Annotated in this window: 20 protein-coding genes; 15 read left to right on the forward strand and 5 right to left on the reverse strand. The window is 66.5% G+C overall.

What is annotated here, in order from left to right; all coding sequences use genetic code 11:
• Positions 1-81 precede the first annotated feature (81 nt).
• A complete protein-coding gene (locus FR943_RS19070; RefSeq protein WP_217159814.1) occupies positions 82-1,053 on the forward strand; it encodes an SDR family NAD(P)-dependent oxidoreductase in 972 nt (323 codons plus the stop codon).
• An 83-nt stretch (positions 1,054-1,136) separates the two neighbouring features.
• Positions 1,137-2,471 (forward strand): TetR/AcrR family transcriptional regulator, encoded by a 1,335-nt coding sequence (locus FR943_RS19075; RefSeq protein ID WP_217159961.1) that lies wholly within the window; start codon positions 1,137-1,139, stop codon positions 2,469-2,471.
• A gap of 179 nt (positions 2,472-2,650) precedes the next feature.
• Here FR943_RS19075 and FR943_RS19080 read toward each other — a convergent pair whose 3' ends face one another.
• On the reverse strand, positions 2,651-3,826 hold the full coding sequence (locus tag FR943_RS19080) for an acyl-CoA dehydrogenase family protein (protein WP_217159815.1): 1,176 nt from the start codon (positions 3,824-3,826) through the stop codon (positions 2,651-2,653).
• A gap of 1 nt (position 3,827) precedes the next feature.
• The gene (locus FR943_RS19085; protein WP_217159816.1) at positions 3,828-4,832 is read right to left on the reverse strand and encodes an acyl-CoA dehydrogenase family protein; all 1,005 of its coding nucleotides are present in this window, start codon (positions 4,830-4,832) and stop codon (positions 3,828-3,830) included.
• Between the two features lie 276 nt (positions 4,833-5,108).
• Between FR943_RS19085 and FR943_RS19090 the strand changes: the two genes are divergently transcribed.
• Genes FR943_RS19090 through FR943_RS19105 form a run of 4 tightly spaced genes read left to right on the forward strand, consistent with a single transcriptional unit; the run spans position 5,109 to position 8,716 of the window.
• Positions 5,109-6,233: an amidohydrolase family protein gene (locus tag FR943_RS19090; protein ID WP_217159817.1), complete on the forward strand. Its 1,125-nt coding sequence runs from the start codon at positions 5,109-5,111 to the stop codon at positions 6,231-6,233.
• A gap of 19 nt (positions 6,234-6,252) precedes the next feature.
• The gene (locus FR943_RS19095; RefSeq protein ID WP_217159818.1) at positions 6,253-7,407 is read left to right on the forward strand and encodes an amidohydrolase family protein; all 1,155 of its coding nucleotides are present in this window, start codon (positions 6,253-6,255) and stop codon (positions 7,405-7,407) included.
• Entirely contained in the window at positions 7,407-7,799 is a 393-nt protein-coding gene (locus FR943_RS19100; RefSeq protein ID WP_217159819.1) for a Rieske (2Fe-2S) protein, read from the forward strand. The genes FR943_RS19095 and FR943_RS19100 overlap by 1 nt, the downstream gene beginning before the upstream one ends.
• The gene (locus tag FR943_RS19105) at positions 7,799-8,716 is read left to right on the forward strand and encodes an alpha/beta fold hydrolase (RefSeq protein ID WP_217159820.1); all 918 of its coding nucleotides are present in this window, start codon (positions 7,799-7,801) and stop codon (positions 8,714-8,716) included. The genes FR943_RS19100 and FR943_RS19105 overlap by 1 nt, the downstream gene beginning before the upstream one ends.
• A gap of 17 nt (positions 8,717-8,733) precedes the next feature.
• Here the strand turns inward: FR943_RS19105 and FR943_RS19110 are convergent, their stop codons facing one another.
• Entirely contained in the window at positions 8,734-9,207 is a 474-nt protein-coding gene (locus FR943_RS19110) for a hypothetical protein (RefSeq protein WP_217159821.1), read from the reverse strand.
• Positions 9,208-9,240: 33 nt separating this feature from the next.
• Here FR943_RS19110 and FR943_RS19115 point away from each other — a divergent pair, with 33 nt between their 5' ends.
• The 9 genes from FR943_RS19115 to FR943_RS19155 all read left to right on the forward strand — a co-directional run bounded on the left by FR943_RS19115 (position 9,241) and on the right by FR943_RS19155 (position 17,312).
• Positions 9,241-10,533: an NADH-ubiquinone oxidoreductase-F iron-sulfur binding region domain-containing protein gene (locus FR943_RS19115; RefSeq protein WP_217159822.1), complete on the forward strand. Its 1,293-nt coding sequence runs from the start codon at positions 9,241-9,243 to the stop codon at positions 10,531-10,533.
• Positions 10,530-10,751: a ferredoxin gene (locus FR943_RS19120; protein ID WP_217159823.1), complete on the forward strand. Its 222-nt coding sequence runs from the start codon at positions 10,530-10,532 to the stop codon at positions 10,749-10,751. The genes FR943_RS19115 and FR943_RS19120 overlap by 4 nt, the downstream gene beginning before the upstream one ends.
• Positions 10,752-10,834: 83 nt before the next feature.
• Positions 10,835-12,490, forward strand: a complete 1,656-nt coding sequence (locus tag FR943_RS19125; protein WP_217159824.1) for a thiolase C-terminal domain-containing protein — start codon at positions 10,835-10,837, stop codon at positions 12,488-12,490.
• 4 nt (positions 12,491-12,494) lie between these two features.
• The gene (locus tag FR943_RS19130; protein ID WP_217159825.1) at positions 12,495-13,376 is read left to right on the forward strand and encodes an alpha/beta fold hydrolase; all 882 of its coding nucleotides are present in this window, start codon (positions 12,495-12,497) and stop codon (positions 13,374-13,376) included.
• Positions 13,376-14,194, forward strand: a complete 819-nt coding sequence (locus FR943_RS19135; RefSeq protein WP_217159826.1) for an NAD(P)-dependent oxidoreductase — start codon at positions 13,376-13,378, stop codon at positions 14,192-14,194. Before FR943_RS19130 ends, FR943_RS19135 begins: the two co-directional genes overlap by 1 nt.
• Positions 14,194-14,982, forward strand: coding sequence for an NAD(P)-dependent oxidoreductase (locus FR943_RS19140; RefSeq protein ID WP_217159827.1), 789 nt, complete (start codon positions 14,194-14,196; stop codon positions 14,980-14,982). Before FR943_RS19135 ends, FR943_RS19140 begins: the two co-directional genes overlap by 1 nt.
• Before the next feature lie 149 nt (positions 14,983-15,131).
• Positions 15,132-16,334 carry a cytochrome P450 gene (locus tag FR943_RS19145; protein ID WP_217159828.1) on the forward strand — a complete coding sequence of 401 codons (1,203 nt, stop codon included), beginning with the start codon at positions 15,132-15,134 and terminating at the stop codon, positions 16,332-16,334.
• On the forward strand, positions 16,334-16,534 hold the full coding sequence (locus FR943_RS19150) for a ferredoxin (RefSeq protein WP_217159829.1): 201 nt from the start codon (positions 16,334-16,336) through the stop codon (positions 16,532-16,534). Before FR943_RS19145 ends, FR943_RS19150 begins: the two co-directional genes overlap by 1 nt.
• Positions 16,535-16,544: 10 nt before the next feature.
• On the forward strand, positions 16,545-17,312 hold the full coding sequence (locus FR943_RS19155; RefSeq protein ID WP_217159830.1) for an alpha/beta fold hydrolase: 768 nt from the start codon (positions 16,545-16,547) through the stop codon (positions 17,310-17,312).
• 34 nt (positions 17,313-17,346) lie between these two features.
• Here the strand turns inward: FR943_RS19155 and FR943_RS19160 are convergent, their stop codons facing one another.
• Together FR943_RS19160 and FR943_RS19165 are read right to left on the reverse strand one after the other, a co-directional pair.
• Positions 17,347-18,264, reverse strand: coding sequence for an LLM class F420-dependent oxidoreductase (locus FR943_RS19160; protein ID WP_217159831.1), 918 nt, complete (start codon positions 18,262-18,264; stop codon positions 17,347-17,349).
• Positions 18,265-18,277: 13 nt separating this feature from the next.
• Complete coding sequence (locus FR943_RS19165; RefSeq protein WP_217159832.1) at positions 18,278-18,574, reverse strand: DUF1330 domain-containing protein; 297 nt, start codon at positions 18,572-18,574, stop codon at positions 18,278-18,280.
• Positions 18,575-18,582 lie beyond the last annotated feature (8 nt).

Raw genomic sequence — 18,582 nt, forward strand, 5'->3', positions numbered from 1 at the left:
AGTCAATGGCGCCGGCTGTTTCGGGCCCTCCCAACTCCGCTCGGGCTATCAATCGACAAACCAAACGACAAGGGCAACATCATGATCGACTACGCCGGACAGGTTGCAGTGGTGACCGGCGCCGGGCGCGGGCTCGGCCGGCTCTATGCCCTCGACCTGGCCCGCCGGGGTGCCTCGGTCATCGTCAACGATGTGGGCGGCAGCATGGGCGGCGACGGTCACGACACCTCGGTCGCCGACCGGGTGGTCGACGAGATCTGCGCCGCCGGGGGCCACGCGGTTGCCTCCCACGATTCGGTCGCCAGTGCCGAGGGCGGACAGGCCATCGTCGACGCGGCCGTGCAGAACTTCGGCCGGCTCGACGTGGTGGTGAGCAACGCGGGGATTTTCAACAGCATTCCGTTCGAACAGATTTCCGCACCGGACTGGCGGCAGATGCTGCGCGTGCACCTCGACGGCGGGTTCTATCTGAGCCAGCCCGCGTACAAGGTGATGATGAAGCAGTCCTACGGCCGGTTCGTCTTCATCTCGTCGTCGGCGGGCAACTTCGGCCAGCCCATGGAAGCGCACTACGCGGCGGCCAAGACCGGACTCGTCGGGCTTTCCAACGTCATCGCCATCGAAGGGGCGGCACACGGCATCGCCTCCAACACCGTTCTCCCGACCGGCTTTTCCCGGATGGTCAGCGAGACCGTCGGCGACGAGAAGTTTCTCACCGAGTCCGGATTCATGCGGGCCATCCAGCCCGATCTCGTCGTACCGCTGGTCACCTTCCTGGCGAGCCGAAACTGCACGTTCACCCACCGCAACTACTCGGCATGCGCTGGGCGCTACGCGCGGGTCTTCGTCGGCCTCGGCGACGGTTGGCTGGCCGAGGACGGAACCCACCCCACCGCGGAGGACATCGAAAGCCATCTGGACGACGTGTCACGCACCGATGCCTTCACCGTGCCGGACTCGATCGTCGACGAAGTGCTACAGGTGTGTGAGCGCAGAGGGATCAGCGCCATGCCCGACAACGCCGACGTTGCATTTCCTGCGTCCCGCAGCTGACTAGCCGGACAAATGTTAGGTGAGCGGTAGGCTCAATTCCACGTGTTGGTCCCGGAAAACGCCGATGAGGAGGAATGCTCGAGATGGCTGGTGCCGATGCCGTTGGTCGCAGCTCCAAGCGCGGCCGGCCCGGCGCGAAGCGTGCCGCCTCGCTCGCAGCCGTGTCTGCTCCGACACCAAGCGAGCTGAGCCGGCGCAGTGAGATCCTCAAGACCGCGAACTCCGTGATCGCCACGACCGGCCTCCGTAGCTCGCTGCAGCAGATCGCTGATGCCGCAGGCATTCTCGCGGGCAGCCTCTATCACCACTTCGAGTCCAAAGAAACCATCCTCGTCGAGCTGATCAGGCTCTATCACGCCGATCTCGATCGGGTGGGCGAGGAAGCGTTGCGCCGCCTCGACAACCCTGACCCGGTCCCGGTGGCCGACCAGATCACCACCCTGGGTCGCGCGATCGCCCGCTGCGCGGTCGAGCACCGGGCCGCGCTGCAGATGTCCTTCTACGAGGGCCCGAGCAACGACCCCGAACTCATGGAGCTCACCGGTCGTCAACCCACGAAGATCCAGGAAGCGATGGTCCAGGCGCTGCGGGCCGGGCGCTGGCGCGGGGAGATCCGCTCCGATGTCGACCTGCCCACCCTGGCAGACCGGCTGTGCCAGAGCATGCTGCACGTCGGTCTCGACGTGATCCGGCACAACGCCAAGACCGACGACCTGGCCGCCCTGAAATGCCGAATCGCACTGGACGGTCTGGCTTCGAAGGCTCCGTCCGATGCCGAGCTCGATCGCTCGAAGGCCATTGCCGCCGCCGAGTCCATCATCAGCAGCTGGGACAACGACGAAGACGACACCGACCTCAAAGCCGCCCATCTACGGGCGGTGGCCCGCTCAGAGTTCGGCCGTCGCGGCTATGAGATGACCACCATCCGCGATATCGCTTCCGCAGCGGGGCTGGGAACCGGGACGGTGTACCGGATCATCGGCTCGAAAGATGAGCTGTTGATGTCGATCATGCTGGAATTCGGGCGCAAGGTCGGTGGTGCCTGGGCCGAGATCGTCCGAACCGACTCCACTGCGGTGGAAAAGCTCGACGCATTGAGCTGGCTGAATATCAACGCACTGGACCAGTTTCCCGACGAGTTCCGCATCCAATTGGCGTGGCTGCGCCATTCGCCACCGGACTCGGCCAACCCGGCCTGGTCGTTCACCACCCGGATCCGCCAGATGAAATCCCTGCTGTCCGAAGGTATCCGGGCCGGCGACATCCACATCGACAAGGCCGGATCGGACATGCTGGCCCGCTGCATCATCGGCGAGCAGTGGATTCCCGAGAACATCCTGGCCGACATCGGCACCCGCAACGCTTTGATCCTGGCCCGTGACACCGTGCTTCGAGGAGTCGGCATCCGAGGCGAGTGATCGCGGTAAACCTTAACGTTGCTCCGGGGCTACGGTCCCCGCGGCCCTCTTTTGTCACGCCAGAGTGGCTCCCGAGCTCGGGAGCCACTCTGGCGTGACAAAAGAGCGCGTGACAGTAGCGCCCGTGACTGTGACAGTGCGGGGTCGCGACAGCGGAATATCCCCTCGCCAAGAGAAACTCAGCGGCGCGGCAACCCCAGCACCTGGGTGGCGATGATGTTGCGCTGGATCTCTGAGGTACCACCGGCGATGGTGCCGCCGAAGCTGCGGGCATAGCGCTCGAACCAGCTCATGAAGTAGTGGTCGAGGTTCATGTGCGCGTATGGCCCCGTGGTGGTCGGGTGGGTCAACCCGTCCGGTCCGGCCGCCGTCAGCGCGTTCTCGAACGCGTTGCGCTCGGCTTCGGAGCCGAACAGCTTGAGCACCGACACCGAGGCGGTGTCTGCTTCGCCGCGCGAGGCCTTCGCCAGTGCGGCAGAACCCATGGCCCGCAGGGCTTGGTAGTCCATCACCGTGGTGGCGTACTGGTCGCGTTCCAGCTCGGTCTTCGGCGAGAAGTCGGCCAGCATGTTGTCGATGCGATCGGCGAAGCCCAGCCACATCATCGTGCGCTCGTGGCCCAGCGAGCCGTTGGCCACCCCCCAGCCGCCGTTGAGCGGTCCGACCAGGTTCTCGGCCGGCACCCGGGCGTCGGTGAAGAAGACCTCGTTGAAGTCCAGGTTCTCCTCGCCGGTCATGTCGGCGAACGGCCGGCACACCACACCGGGGGTGTCGGTCGGGATGATCAGCACGCTGATGCCCTTGTGCTTCGGGGCATCCGGGTCGGTGCGCACGAACGTCAGCAGCCAGTCGGCGTCGTGGGCGCCCGAGGTCCAGACCTTCTGGCCGTTGACCACGAAGTCATCGCCATCGGACACCGCGCGGGTACGCAGCGAGGCGAGGTCCGAACCCGCACTCGGCTCGCTCATGCCCAGCGACGCGGTCTTCTCACCGCGCAGCACCGGCACCGCCCAGCGTTGCTTCTGCTCGTCGGATCCGAACGAAAGCAGCGATGCCGCAATGATATTGACACCCTGCGGGTTGAAGCTGTGGTAGATCCGGCGCCGGCACAGCTCGTCGAGGTGGACGAAGGTCTGCACCACCGTGGCATTGCGGCCGCCGAACTCCGGCGGCTGGGCCGGCAGCAGCCATCCGTTGTCGAACAGCAGCCGCTGCCAGTCGCGGGCCCACTGCGGCATGTGCGACACCGAGCGGGGGCGCTCCAACGTCTGCGCCTCCGACGGGAGATTGGCATCCAGGAAAGCCGAGAATTCGGCGCGGAACTCCTCGACGTCGGAATCGTATGTCAGCTGCATGTCACAGTCCCCTGTAGGTCGTGCGGTACTCGGCGGCGATCGTCGCGCGATGCTCGGCGGCGCCGCCGAGCATCAGCTCGCCGGCCTTGGCCCGCTTCAGCGCGAACTGCACGTCGTTCTCCCAGGTGAATCCCATGGCCCCGAACAGCTGCAGGCCGTGCCGGAACACCACCGCCTGGCATTCCCCGGCCGCGGCCTTGGCCATCGCCGAGGCCAACCGCCGACGCGGGTCGTCGGCGGCGATGGTCAGCGCGGCGAAATACGAGAGCGCCCGCGCCCTTTCGATCGCGACGTGCATGTCGACGGCCTTGTGCTGCACAGCTTGGAACGACCCGATCGCCACCCCGAACTGCTGCCGCTGTTTGGCGTGTTCCAGAGCCAGGTCGAGCACTCGCTGCGAAGCCCCCACCATGGTGATCGCCATCCCGGTCAGGGCCAGGTGACGGGCCTTCTCGGTATCCGCATGAATACGGTCGGTGTCGTCGACGTGGACATCGTCAAAGGACACCTCGGCCACGTGCAGCACCGGGTCGAAGATCCGGCTGCGCCGGGCGACCACCTCGGCGGCGTCGACCAGGAACACGCCGCCATCGGTCACCACGGCCAGGTTCTGCGCACGGTCGCCGTCGAGCACGTGGTGCGCGATACCGCTGAGCACCCAACCGGTGGCATCCCGGATGGCGGTGACCCCGCTGTACACCGCGGCGCCGGCCACGGCCGCATCGAAGCGGTCCCCCACCAGCGGTGCGTACTGCGTCATGGTGGCCAGGTACGGCGTCAGATCGGTGGCCCGGCCGAGTTCCTCGAGCACGATGGCCAGCTCGACCGCGTTCTCCGAGTCGGTCAGCTCCGTCCAGCCCTGATCGATGTAGCTCTGCCACAGCGGTGCCGGGTCGACACCCTGCTCGGCCACTTCACGGACCAGCGTGGCCGGGCACTGTTTGGTCACCGCGTCGCGCACGGTTTCCTGCCATAGCCGCTGATCGGCATCGAATTCGAGTAGCACCCACCGCCTCCTGACCCACTGTCACGTCCGAATGAGAATAGCATTCTCTTTCTATGTTGTGACATTCTCCTTCAGCAAGTACCGGTTCTCCTGAACAGGCCACCGACTGGACGACCAGCACCGGCGCTTACCTGCAGCGAAGCGCTTAGTTCTTCCGAGAACTATGTTCTTGATATTGAAGAATATGGATCTAGACTGGCGGTACGGTCCGGCGTGAGACGCACGTCGCCATCTGCGGTGGGCACGACTCGTCCGGACGAACATCGGAGGACAGACTTGGCAATCAACGACCCCGCCCAGCCCGGCAGTGCCCAAACACCGCTCATCGATGCGAGCGTGCACGTCTTCTTCGGATCGAACAAAGACCTGCGGCAGAACTTCCTGAAGGAGCCGTTCGCCAGTCGCGGCTTTCCCGATTACGAGATGAACTGGTACGGCGCGCCGGGTGGCGAATATGCCAAGGGCACCAAGGGGCCCGACCGCCAGTACCCCGGCTCCGACCCCGACATCGCTGCGCAGCACCTGTTCACCGAACGCGGTGTCGACATTGCGATCCTGCACCCGATGACCCGCGGCATCATGCCCGACCGCCACCTCGGTACCGCGCTGGCGGCCGCACACAACGCGATGATGGTGTCGCGCTGGCTCGAACACCACGAGCACGGTGAGCGCTTCCGCGGCACTATCCGGGTCAATCCCGACGACATCGTCGGCGCCCTGCGCGAAATCGACAAGTACAAGGACCACCCCCGAGTCGTGCAGATCGGCATCCCGATGCAGTCGCGCGAACTCTATGGCAAGCCGCAGTTCTGGCCGTTGTGGGAGGCAGCCGCCGAGGCCGGTCTACCGGTGGCCGTGCACATCGAGGGCGGGGCCGGAATCCAGTTCGCGCCAACCCCATCGGGCAAGACCAGAACCTACGAGCAATACCTGGGTTTCATGGCGCTCAACTACATCTATCACCTGATGAACATGATCGCCGAAGGCGTGTTCGAACGGACCCCCGATCTGAAATTCGTCTGGGCCGACGGGGCCGCGGACATGTTGACCCCGTTCATGTGGCGGATGGACTGCTTCGGTCGCCCCCATCTGGAACAGACGCCGTGGGCCCCCAAGATGCCCAGCGATTACCTACCGGATCACGTCTACTTCGTCCAGGGCGCACTCGACGGTCCGGGTGACGTCGACTTCGCCGGTGAGTGGCTGAGTTTCACCGGCAAGGAAGACATGGTGATGTACGGCTCCAGCTACCCGCATTGGCAGCTGAACGAGCCGAAGATCCCCAGCGCGTTCAGCCCCGAACAGCGCGACAAGCTGTTGTGGCGCAATGCCGCAAAGCTTTACGGCCTGGAAGGTGAGTTCGCCAGTGCCGTCCCATCGTCCGCAGCCGCGGCCCAGTAGAGGCAGTGAGGAAGACCTCATGACAACCACACAGCCCATCACGACGAACCCGCGGGTGCCGGCCACCGAACGCATCGCGATTCGCTGCGTCGACTCCGACGTGCACCCGATGCCGCGGCGCGGCGAGCTACTCGACTACATCCCCGAGCCCTGGCGCAGCAAGTACTTTCTGAGCCACAAGGTCGGCGAGCAAATCTACTACGACGCTCCGGATTACGCGCACGCCTACGCGATGCGCGTGGACGCGTTCCCTCCCGATGGCGAGTTCGCCTGCAGCGACCCCGACATGGCGCTGCGCCAGCTGATCATGGAGGCCGGCTCCGACATCGCCATCTTGGAACCGACACACTCCGAGCACCGGCTGCCCGAGGCCACCGCGGCCTACTGCACGGCCGTCAACCGGTGGCTGGCCAACCACTGGCTGGATGACCACAACAACTGGCACCAACGCTGGCGCGGGTCGATCTGCATCGCCATCGAGGAACCGCAGACCGCGGTGGCCGAGATCGAGCAGTGGGCCGAACACCCCTACATGGCGCAGATCCTGATGAAGGCCGAACCACGCCCGTCCTGGGGTGACCCGAAGTACGACCCGATCTGGGCCGCGGCCACCAAACACGACATCACGGTCAGCTGCCACCTGTCCCGCGGCGAGTACGAGACGCTTCCGACCCCGCCGGTGGGCCTGCCCAGCTACAACCACGACTTCATGGTCAGCTACTCGTTGCTGGCGGCCAACCAGGTGATGAGTCTGATCTTCGACGGGGTGTTCGACCGGTTCCCGACGCTGCGGATCGTGTTCGTCGAGCATGCCTTCACCTGGATCCTGCCCCTGATGTGGCGGATGGACGCCATCTATAAAGCACGGCGGCCCTACATGGACATCAAGCGCAAGCCGAGCGAATACGTCAAGGACCACATCAAGTTCACCACCCAGCCGCTGGACTATCCCGAGGACAAGACCGAGCTGTCCCGGGCGTTCGAGTGGATGGAATGCGACAAGATCCTGCTGTACTCCAGCGACTACCCGCACTGGACGTTCGACGATCCCCGCTGGCTGGTCAAGCACCTGCCCGAACATGCCCGCGAAGCGATCATGTTCCGCAACGGCATCGAGACCTACAAACTGCCCGAGACCGTACCGGTCCTCGAGGGACAGGCCCGGGTGTTCTAGTGACAGACCAACCGAAGCGCCCCCGACTCGCACAGGGACGCGAACACGTCGTCGCCACCGTCGACGAAATCCCGCCCGGCACCCACAAACTGGTGCCCATCGGTCGGCACGGTGTCGGCGTCTACAACGTCAACGGCACCTTCTATGCCATCGCGAACTACTGTCCGCACGAGGGCGGTCCGCTGTGCTCGGGCCGTGCTCGCGGCCGCACCGTGGTCGACGAGAACGTGCCCGGCGACGCGGTGATGGTGCGCGACATGGAGTACATCTACTGCCCCTGGCACCAATGGGGTTTCGAGTTGGCGACCGGCACCACCGCGGTGAAGCCGGAATGGAGCATCCGTACCTACCCGGTTCGAGTGGTTGGAGAAGAAGTGTTGGTGATGGCGTGATGAGTGAGGCAACGGCGACCCTGGGTACCCCCGAGCTCAAGCCGGGCGAGAAGACGATCGCGATCAACGGCGGCAACGTCGTCTACGAGATCCTGGGCGAGCAGGGCGATTTCATCGCGCTGACGCCGGGCGGCCGGTTCAGCAAGGACATTCCGGGTCTGCGACCGCTGGCCGAGGCCCTGGTCGAGGGCGGCTACCGGGTGCTGCTGTGGGACCGGCCCAACTGTGGCCGCTCGGATGTGCAGTTCTACGGGCAGAGCGAATCGCACATGCGGGCCGAGACGCTCTACAAGCTGATCACCGCACTCGACATCGGGCCGTGCTACATCCTCGGCGGTTCCGGCGGCGCGCGGGATTCCATGCTCACCACGATGCTGTACCCGCAGATCGTCCGAAAGCTGGTGGTGTGGAACATCGTCGGCGGCGTGTACGGATCATTCGTCCTGGGCGGGCACTATGTGACACCGAGCATCCTGGCGGTGCGCGGTCTCGGCATCAAGGGATTGCTGAGCGTGCCGGAGTGGCGTGAACGGATCGAGCAGAATCCGGCCAACCGTCAGCGCCTGCTCGATCTCGACCCCGACGAGTTCCTCAAGGTCATGCTGCGCTGGCTGAACGCGTTCGTGTCCAAACCCGGCCAGACCATCCCCGGCGTGCCGGACGAGATGTTCGACAACATCACCGTGCCCACCCTGATCATCCGGGGCGGCGAGAACGACTGGGACCACCCCAAGCGCACCTCGCTTGAGGTGAGCTGCCTGATCAAGGGTTCCAAGCTGATCGATCCCCCCTGGCCCGAGGACGCCTGGGAGCGGGCCGGCGAGAAGTTCGCCCAGAGCGGCGGCAAGACGTTCTGCCTGTTCGACACCTGGGTGCAGGCCGCCCCGGCCATCGTCGAGTTCCTGAGGTCGTCATGAGCACCGCAGATGCGGGCTCAAACCGTGTGAATGTGGACCTCACAGTTCAGCGAGGCCTCCAGCGCCGTGTGGATACGGCTTTCCGGGATGCGGGTCAGATCGGTCTTGTGCAGAACCACCGTGACGACGTCCCACCCGTCCTGGTCGACGGTTCGGCTCACCTCACCGGTGAGCCCGAAGCCGGCCAGCACACCCAGCGCGTCCTCGTCGGTTCCGCGACTCACGAAGGTGACCACGCCGGCGCTCGGCGTCGTCCCAAAAGCCTTGGCGCACAATTCCATGGCAATTGCCTGCAGCTCTGGCGCGTTGTCACCGGCGATCAGTACCTCGACCTCGCGGCGCTGCGCGGGCAGTCCGGCGAGCTGATTGTCCAGCACCTCGGCCCCTCGTTCACCCAGCAACTCACGGAGCGTTGCCATGCCGTCGGATAGCTGCTGCGCCCCGAGCTCCCCAGCCGGGTCGACCCCGACGCGCACCACCGCAGTTCTCATGCCGGTAAGCCTAACCGGGGACGGGATGTGACGATGACAGCCGAACTGACGGTTGCGGTATGGCCGGGGCTCACGCCGCGCCTGCTGCGCGACGGGACCGAAAGCCTGGCCGACTACAAGCAGGCGGGCGGCTATGGCCCCCTTGCAGATCCGGACCAGCTGCTGGCCGAGGTGTCCGCGAGCGGCCTGCTCGGCCGCGGCGGTGCGGCCTTCCCGCTGGCGGTCAAGCTGCGGACGGTGCGCGACAACGGGCAGCGCGACGCAAATGGCACGGTGGTGATCGCCAATGGCGAAGAGGGTGAGCCCGCCTCGATCAAGGATCGCTGGTTGCTGCGCAACCGCCCCCATGCCGTGCTCGACGGCCTGCGGCTGGCGACGGCGATCGTGCGCGCCGAGCGCGCCGTGGTGTACGTGTCGGATGCTCAGGCAGCAGCCGCCGTCGAACGTGCCCTCGCCGAGCGAGCAGACGGCCGGGACGGCCCGCAGGTCGAATTGGTTACCGTCACACCGGGTTACGTGGCCGGCGAGGAGACCGCCGCGGTGCACGTCGTCAACGGCGGCCCGGCCAAGCCCACCGACAAACCGCCCCGCCCGTTCGAGGAGGGGGTGGCCGGCAAGCCGACCCTGATCAGCAATGTCGAGACGCTGGCCCACCTGGCCTACCTCCACCAGCACGGCGCGCAGGCGTTCCGTGCGCTGGGCACCGAGGCCTCCCCCGGCACATTTCTGGCCACCATCACCGGGGCCGGACTCCCGCCCGCGTTGTACGAACTCCCGCACGGCATCGCCTTCGCCGACCTGCTGACCTTGCACGGCGTTTCGAGCGACAACGTCCGCGGAGCGTTGCTCGGCGGCTACTTCGCCGGCCTGGTCAATCGCGACATCCTCGGGGCCACGCTGGATCACGAATCCGTCCGGGCCCTCGGCAGCGGACTGGGCTGCGGGGCGATCGGCATCCTCACCGACGACTGCCCGGTGGCGGTGGCGGCGTCGGTGCTGGCGTACTTCGACCGGGAGAACGCCGGGCAGTGCGGTTCGTGCTTCAACGGCACCGCCGCGATGGCGGCCGTGGCCACCGCGCTGCGCGACGGTGATGCCACTGCAGAAGACGTGGAACGGCTGCGGCGTTGGTCGGTGGTGCTGCGCGGCCGGGGCGCCTGCGCCACGCTCGACGGTGCCGCCAACGTGGCGGCCAGCCTGCTGGCCCAGTTCCCCGACCTGGTCCAGCGGCACCTCGAAAGTGGCTGTCAGACCTGCCGTTCCGGTGCCTTCACCGCCGCGCGGCCCTACGAAGTGGAGTCTCTGGAGGCGGTGGTCGCGGTATGAAGGTCAAGCTGGATCGCACGTTGTGCGATGGCTTCGGGTTGTGCGCCAAGCACGCCCCCGAGTACTTCCCGCTCGACGATTGGGGCTACGCCGTGCTCAAAGGTGACGGCAACATCCCCGAGGCCGACCAGGACGCGGTCCGGCGGGCCCTGCTCGACTGCCCGGTGCACGCGATCATCGAGTTGCGGGAGACACGGACCGAACGCGAGGCCGGCTGAGCACAGGGCAATGGATCACCGATACCGGAAACTGGTAACGTGATTCTCCACACAGAATAACCTGCTTACCACCGGAGCCGAGTTTGTCAGAGATACCGGGACGTCCGCTCCCCACGGTCACCACGCTCAACGAGTACTACTGGACGGCGGGCGCCGACGGGGTGCTGCGCATCCAGGAATGTCAGGACTGCAACGCCCTGATCCATCCGCCACAGCCGATCTGCCGCTACTGTCGCAGCCACAACATGGGTGTCCGCGACGTATCGGGACGCGGGTCGCTGGCCGGGTTCACGGTCAACCACCGGTTCGGCTTCCCCGACATGCCACCGCCGTACGTGGTGGCCGAGGTCGCCGTCGCCGAGGATCCCCGGGTCCGGCTCACCACCAACATCGTCGAGTGCGATTCCGAGGACCTCAAACTCGGGATGCCCGTAGAGGTCGATTTTCAGCACATCGAGGATGTCTGGCTGCCGGTGTTCAAACCCTCGGCCGACACCACCGCCACTCCTCCTGTTGCCGAACCCGTCGCGCCCCAGGACGTCGCCAAGTACGTGCGGCCGATGCTGACCAAGGAGAAGTTCGAGGACCACTCGGCGATCACCGGCATCGGGATGTCCAAGATCGGTCGCCGCCAGATGGTGCCCCCGCTGTCGCTGACCATCGATGCCGCCGAAAAGGCCGTCGCCGACGCCGGTTTGACCTTCGACGACATCGACGGTCTGTCCACCTATCCCGGGCTGGCCATCGCCGGGATGGGCGAAGGCGGCGTGAGCGCGCTCGAAGGTGCGCTCGGGCTGCGACCGACGTGGATCAACGGCGGGATGGACACCTTCGGGCCGGGCGGTTCGGTGATCGCGGCGATGATGGCGGTCGCCACCGGTATGGCCCGCCACGTGCTGTGCTTCCGCACTCTGTGGGAGGCAACGTTCGGCCAGTTGGTCAAGGAGGGCAAGATGTCCCCTCCGATGGGTGGCCGCAGCGACAACTGGCAGCACCCGTACGGCGCCACCTCCGCCGCACACACGTTGGCGCAGAACGCCGGTCGCCACTTCGACCGATACGGCACCACGCGCGAGACCCTCGGCTGGATCGCGCTCAACCAGCGCGCCAACGCCGCGCTGAACCCGACGGCCATCTACCGCGATCCGATGACCATGGACGACTATCTGTCGGCCCGCATGATCACGACGCCGTTCGGTCTGTATGACTGCGACGTGCCGTGTGACGGCGCGGTGGCCGTCATCGTGTCAGCGGTCGACGCTGCGCGTGATCTCGCCAAACCGCCGATCCTGTTCGAGGCGGTGGGCACCCAGATCGTCGAACGCCTCGACTGGGACCAGACCACGCTCACCCACGAACCCCAGGTGTTGGGCCAGAGCGCACACATGTGGTCACGAACCTCGTTGCGCCCCAGCGATGTCGACGTCGCCGAGCTCTATGACGGATTCAGCTTCAACTGCCTGTCCTGGCTGGAGGGGCTGGGCTTCTGCGGCATCGGCGAGGCCAAGGACTTCCTCGACGGCGGCCACAACATCGCCCGCGACGGCATCATCCCGCTCAACACCCACGGTGGGCAGCTCTCGCACGGCCGTACGCACGGCATGGGCCTGATCCATGAGGCGGTCACCCAGTTGCGCGGTGAGGCCGGCGAGCGTCAGGTGGCCGATGCCCGTGTCGCGGTGGCCAGCAGCGGCGGCCTGACCCCGAGCGGCGTACTGCTGATGCGCCGGGACGACTAGACCCATGAGCAAGGCCGAGCCGCACCCCAGGGTGGTGATGGTCGACGGCGTGCCGATGTCGGCGGTGGTGGCCGAAGCCCCGGACCAACGCGCCGTCGTCGTCGCATTACACGGCGGCGCCACCACGTCGGCGTACTTCGACTGCCCCGGCCATGCCGAGCTGTCACTGCTGCGGATCGCGGTCGCCCAGGGCTACACCGTGATCGCCCTGGATCGCCCCGGCTACGGCGCCTCGGCGGCCTATCCGGACGCCATGATGCGGCCCGAGCAGCGGGTTGCCCTGGCGTGGGGCGTGATCGAGCGCATCGCCGGTACCGCCGACCTGTTCGTGTTGGGCCACTCGCTGGGTTGCGAGCTGGCCCTGCATCTGGCCGTGGCGCAGCCCGAGGTGCTCGGCGTCTCACTGGCCGGCACCGGCCGCCGCTATCACCCGAGTGCCCAGGAGATGCTGCGCGGCGCCTCGCCGCAGAACCGCCCGCGTGGTCTGCGGGAGCTGCTCTGGGAGCCGGCGCGGCTCTACCCGTCCGACGTGATCGGCGCGGGACTGTCCGCAGGCGGCGCCCCGTACGAGGGCGACATCGTGAAAACCTGGTCACGACAGGACTTTCCGATGCTGGCCGGGCAGACCCGAGTCCCGGTACAGTTCCTGGCCGGCCAGTACGAGAACGTCTGGGAGTCCGACGCCGAAGCGCTGGCCGGGATCGCGGCGATGTTCACCGCCGCGCCGCGGGTGCAGACCGCAGAACTGCCCGACAGCGGCCACAACCTGAGCGTGGGACTGACCGCAGGGGCCTACCACCGCGCGGTGTTGGCGTTTGCCGACGAGTGCGTGGCCGGCCACGCCCGTGAGACTGTGAAAACCGAAGTGGAAGTGGAGGCACGTTGATGCGAGTCGGATTTATCGGGTTGGGCAGCCAGGGGGCACCGATGGCCCGGCGGATCGCCGAAGGCGGCTTCGAGACCACCCTGTGGGCCCGGCGCCCGGCCTCGCTGGAGCCCTTCGCCGACACCGCCGCCAAGACCGCGGGATCCCCGGCGGAGTTGGCTGCCGCCAGCGACCTCGTCTGCCTGTGCGTGGTGGGCGACGACGACGTCCGCCAGGTACTGGACGGCGAGACCGGGGTGCTCGCCGGGCTGGCCCCGGGCGGGATCATCGCCATCCATTCGACGGTGCATCCCGACACCTGCCGCGAGATCGCGGAAAAGGCGGCGGAACAAGGCGTCACGGTGATCGACGCGCCGGTCAGCGGCGGCGAGCCGGCCGCCTCGGCCGGCACCCTGCTGGTGATGGTCGGCGGCGACGAAGAGACCGTCGAAAAGGTGCGTCCGGTGTTCGCCACCTACGCCGACCCGATCGTGCACCTCGGTGGTGTCGGGGCCGGACAGGTCGCCAAGATCCTGAACAACCTGCTGTTCAGCGCGAACCTCGGGGCTGCCATGAGCGCGCTGGAACTCGGTGAGGCGCTGGGGGTTCCGCGCACCGCGCTGTGCGAGGTGATCTCGCGCGGCTCGGCCACCAGCAAGGCGCTCAACAGCATTGCGATGTTCGGCGGCACGCTGGACAACCTGGCCCCGATCGCCGGTGCGCTGCTGCAGAAGGACTGCCGGCATGCGGCCAGCCTGGCCGACGATGCTTCGGCACCCCAGGGCGCCGTGTTTGACGCGGCCGACAATGCCCTGGCCATCATGAACCATCCCCGCTGATGCGCGTCGGCTTCATCGGCGCCGGCCGGATGGGCGCACCGATGGTGCGCCGCCTGGCTGACGCCGGGCACCAGGTCCGGGCACTGGGCCGGGACGACGAAAAACGCGCTGCGGTGGCCGCACTCGGGGCCGAGCCGGTGGACTCACCGCGCGCGGCGGTCACCGACGCCGAGGTGACGATCATCTGCGTGTTCACCGATGACCAGGTGCTCGCGCTGTGCCCGGATCTGATCGACGAGGTGCCGGAAGGTTCGGTCCTGGTGCTGCACACCACCGGCAGCCCCCGCACCGCCGAAGCCCTCGCCGAACGTGGCGCCGCCCGCCGCGTCGCGATCATCGACGCCCCGGTCAGCGGTGGACCACACGACATCGCGGCCGGGACCGTCACGGTCTTCGCCGGCGGTGACGAGGACGCAGTGTCCCGGGCCCGCGAGGTGCTGACGGCCTATGCCGACCCGGTGTTGCACGTCGGCCCGGTCGGTTCCGGGCAACGGGTGAAGCTGGTGAACAACGCCTTGTTCGCGGCACAGATCGGCGCGGTTGCCGAGGGAGTGCGGTTGGGCGACCGGCTGGGCATCGACGAGGCGACGCTGCTGAGCGCCCTCACCCACGGCAGCGCCGCGAGCCGCGCACTGGGCGGCATCGCCGCCACCGGCTCGGCCGAGGCCTTCATCGCCCGGGTCGGCGAATTCATCGGCAAAGATGTCGCGGTGGTGCGCCGCACCGTGTCGGAGCTGGACGGTGACCTGGGCCGACTCGAGGGTCTGCTCGACTCCGCGCTGAAGTGAAGCAACCTCACATCACGACCTGATCAGCACCCATTTTGTGCTTTTCAAACAGCGCACGACGGATTACTGTTAGCGTTACAGTTCAGCAGTTTCCCGTAACGTGTCACAGCACTTCCGGCCCAGCCCGCCGCGAAGGAGGAGCCAGCCAAATGACCAAGGCCCAGGTGATTTTCGATCCGTTCTCCGAGGAGTTCTTCAACAACCCGTTCGACATGTACCGGCGGATGCGCGCCGACGCGCCGCTGTACTACAACGAGGAGCGCGATTTCTACGCCCTGACCCGGCACGACGATGTTGCGGCGGCGCTGAAGGATCACGAGGCGTTCTCGTCGTCGCGCGGCTGCGATCTGGCCATGGTGCAGAGCGACGAGCCGCCGCAGAAGTCGATCATCTTCATGGACCCGCCCGATCACCGGCACATGCGCAGCCTGCTGAACAAGGCGTTCACCCCCCGGATGATCCAGTCGCAGCGCGACACCATCGTCGAACAGATCGACCACTTCCTCGGATCGATCGACTCCGACGAGTTCGACATCGTCCAGGACTTCTCCGGGCCGTTCCCTGTCGAGGTGATCACCCGGATGGCCGGGGTGGATCCGGAATACCGCCAGCAGGTCCGGCACTGGATCGACACCAGTCTGTCCCGCGAGCCCGGCCAGATCGGCTACTCCGAGGCCGGCATGCAGGCCAACATCGATACCGGCATCTACTACTACGGGCTGGTGCAGAAGCGTCGGGAAAACCCGCAGGACGACATGATCAGCAAGCTGATCGCGGCCGAGATCCCCGGCGAGAACGGCGAGATGCGTCGCCTCGACGACATCGAGATCACCGGGTTCGCCACCCTGCTCGGCGGGGCGGGCGCCGAGACCGTGACCAAGCTCGTCGGCACGGCGATGGTGCTGTTCGCCCGGTTCCCTGAGCAGTGGCAGAAGCTGCTCGACGACCGCGAAAAGGTCCCGGCCGCAGTCGAGGAACTGCTCCGCTACGAAGGTCCGGTGCAGTACAACGTGCGCTACACCCTCAAGGACGCCCACGTCCCCAGCGGCACGATCCCGGCGGGCAAGGCGGTGTTCCTGATCAGCGCCGCGGCCAACCGCGATCCCGAGGCGTTCACCGATGCCGATGTGTTCGACATCGAGCGGGACCGCACCGAGGCCCAGAACCTTGGGCTGGGCTACGGCATCCACAGCTGTCTCGGCGCCGCCCTGGCCCGCATGGAGAGCGCCATCGCCCTGGAGAAACTGCTCGACTTCATGCCTCGCTACGAGGTGAAATGGGATCAGCTGCAACGGGTTCAGATGCAGAATGTCGCGGGGTACGCCAATGTGCCGGTGAAGGTGTTGCGCTAATGACAAGAAAAGTTCACGTCGACTTCGGCATCTGCGAGAGCAACGGGGTGTGCATGGGCATCATCCCGGAGGTGTTCGACCTTGACGACGAGGATTACCTGCATGTCCTGCAGGAGGAAGTGACACCGGAGAACGAGGCCCAGATCCTCGAAGCGGTCCGGCAATGTCCCCGGCAGGCCATTTCGGTCGAAGACGAGTAGCCCGTCGACGATGCGGTTCGTCTTCGTCCACGGCGGTTTTCACGCGGCTTGGTGCTGGGAGCGCACCATCGCCGAACTACAGAAGTTGGGCCATGACGGCGTTGCGGTGGACCTGCCCGGCCATGGTGCCCGACTGGCCGAAGAGTCGACGCTGGCGAACCGTCGCGCCGCGATCGTCGAGGTGATGAAGCCCGGGGATGTGCTCGTGGGCCATTCCGGCGGCGGGTTCGACGCCACCCTCGCCGCCGATGCGGCCCCTGAACTGGTGGGCCACATCGTGTACCTGGCCGCCGCACTGCCCAGAGAGGGCCGGACCTATCCCGAGGCGATGGCCATGCGGTCCGAGGAGGATCAACTCGGCGACGAATTCGACGGCGACGTCGGTGAGATGCTGGGCTACCTGCGCTTCGACGAGGACGGCGCGATGCACTTCGCCGACTTCGACGGAGCGTGGCGGTACTTCTACCATGACTGCGACGAGGCCACGGCCCGTTGGGCTTTCGAACGGCTGGGCCCCGAACGTTTCGGGGACACCACGGTCACGCCGGTGTCGGTGCCGCAGTTCTGGGCGGCTGATCTGCCTCGCAGCTTCATCCGGTGTCTGCAGGATCGTTCGATGCCAAAATGGCTGGCCGACACCGTGACACAGCGCCTCGGGGTGGAGCAACTCACCATCGACGCGTCGCACTCACCGTTTTTGAGTCGGCCGCGCGAGCTCGCCGAGCTGCTACTGCACGCCACCACCACCAGTCCGGTCACCGCCCTGACCCCGACGTAGCGCCGCCCTCACCGCAGAATCAACAGCGCGAAAGCTAAGCCGCGATCACCGTCTCACCGAACTGTTCGGTGGCTTCCAAAGCATGCGCCAGGCTGTCCCCGGGCAGCGTGACATGCAGCCAGGTCACCCCCAGCGCCGCCAACTTGTCGACACCGGCCAGATACTCGTCGGGATTGAAGTCGTCGGCGCCGGGATTGCCGCCCTCGAAGTTGTTGAACACGATGTCGACACTGTCCGGATCGCGACCGGCAGCCGCCAACCGGACCCGAAGATCCTCGATGCCGGCCGCCAAGGCGTCGAGTGAATCCATCGCGGCTGTTCCCGCGGTCTTGGCCAGACCCGGTGGTGCGGCGAACGGGCACCAACCGTCGCCGTGCTTGGCGACCCGGGCGCGCGCCGCGGACGTGTTGCCGCCGATCCAGATCGGTGGATGCGGATCGGCCACCGGTCGCGGATGCGCGGTGATACCGCGTGCGCTGAAGTCCTTACCCTCGAAGGTGTAGTCATCGGTGGTCCAGATGCCACGGATCACCTCGAGGGCCTCGTCGAACAGTGCAGCGCGCTCGTCGAAGGAGACGCCGAGCGCGGCGAATTCCCGCTTGAGATAACCGACGCCGACGGCCAGGGTGAATCGGCCGCCGGACATCAGGTCCAGCGTGGCACCGGCTTTGGCCACCACGAACGGATTTCGGTACGGCAGCACCACGATGTTGGGTACCAGACGCAGCGTGCTGGTGTGAGCTGCGGCGAAGGACATCGCCACGAACGGGTCGACCGCGTCATGGCCGCCGGCATCCAGCCACCGTTGCGACGGCGCCGGGTGGTCGGTGAACCCGAAGCCGTCGAATCCCGCTGCTTCGGCAGCCGCGGCCACCGCGGCAATCCCGCTGCCACTCACCAGATCCGGATGGTACGGGTGGGTGTGCATCGGGTGCGTGATGCTGTACCGCACTGCGGCTCCCGGCTCAGGTGGGGAAGCCGGAGAGGATGACGCCGTTGCAGTCGGCGGCGGCCTGACGCAGCTTGACCGCCTTCTGGTAGGCATCGGAGTAGTACCACGCACGCGCGGCGTCCACGGATTCGAATTCCAGCACCACCGTCTGGGTGCCGTGCCAGCTGCCCTCGATCACCTCAGCTTTCTGGTCGACGGCCAGGATGGTGGCCCCGGCCATCGCCTGGCCGGCCGCCTTCGCGTACTCGCCCATTCCGGCCGGGTCCTTGATGTCCTCGGTGATGATCACGTAGCCCTTGGCAGATGCCATATCCAAAA

The sequence above is a fragment of the [Mycobacterium] fortunisiensis genome (assembly GCF_019050325.1).
Taxonomy (GTDB): domain Bacteria; phylum Actinomycetota; class Actinomycetes; order Mycobacteriales; family Mycobacteriaceae; genus Mycobacterium; species Mycobacterium fortunisiensis.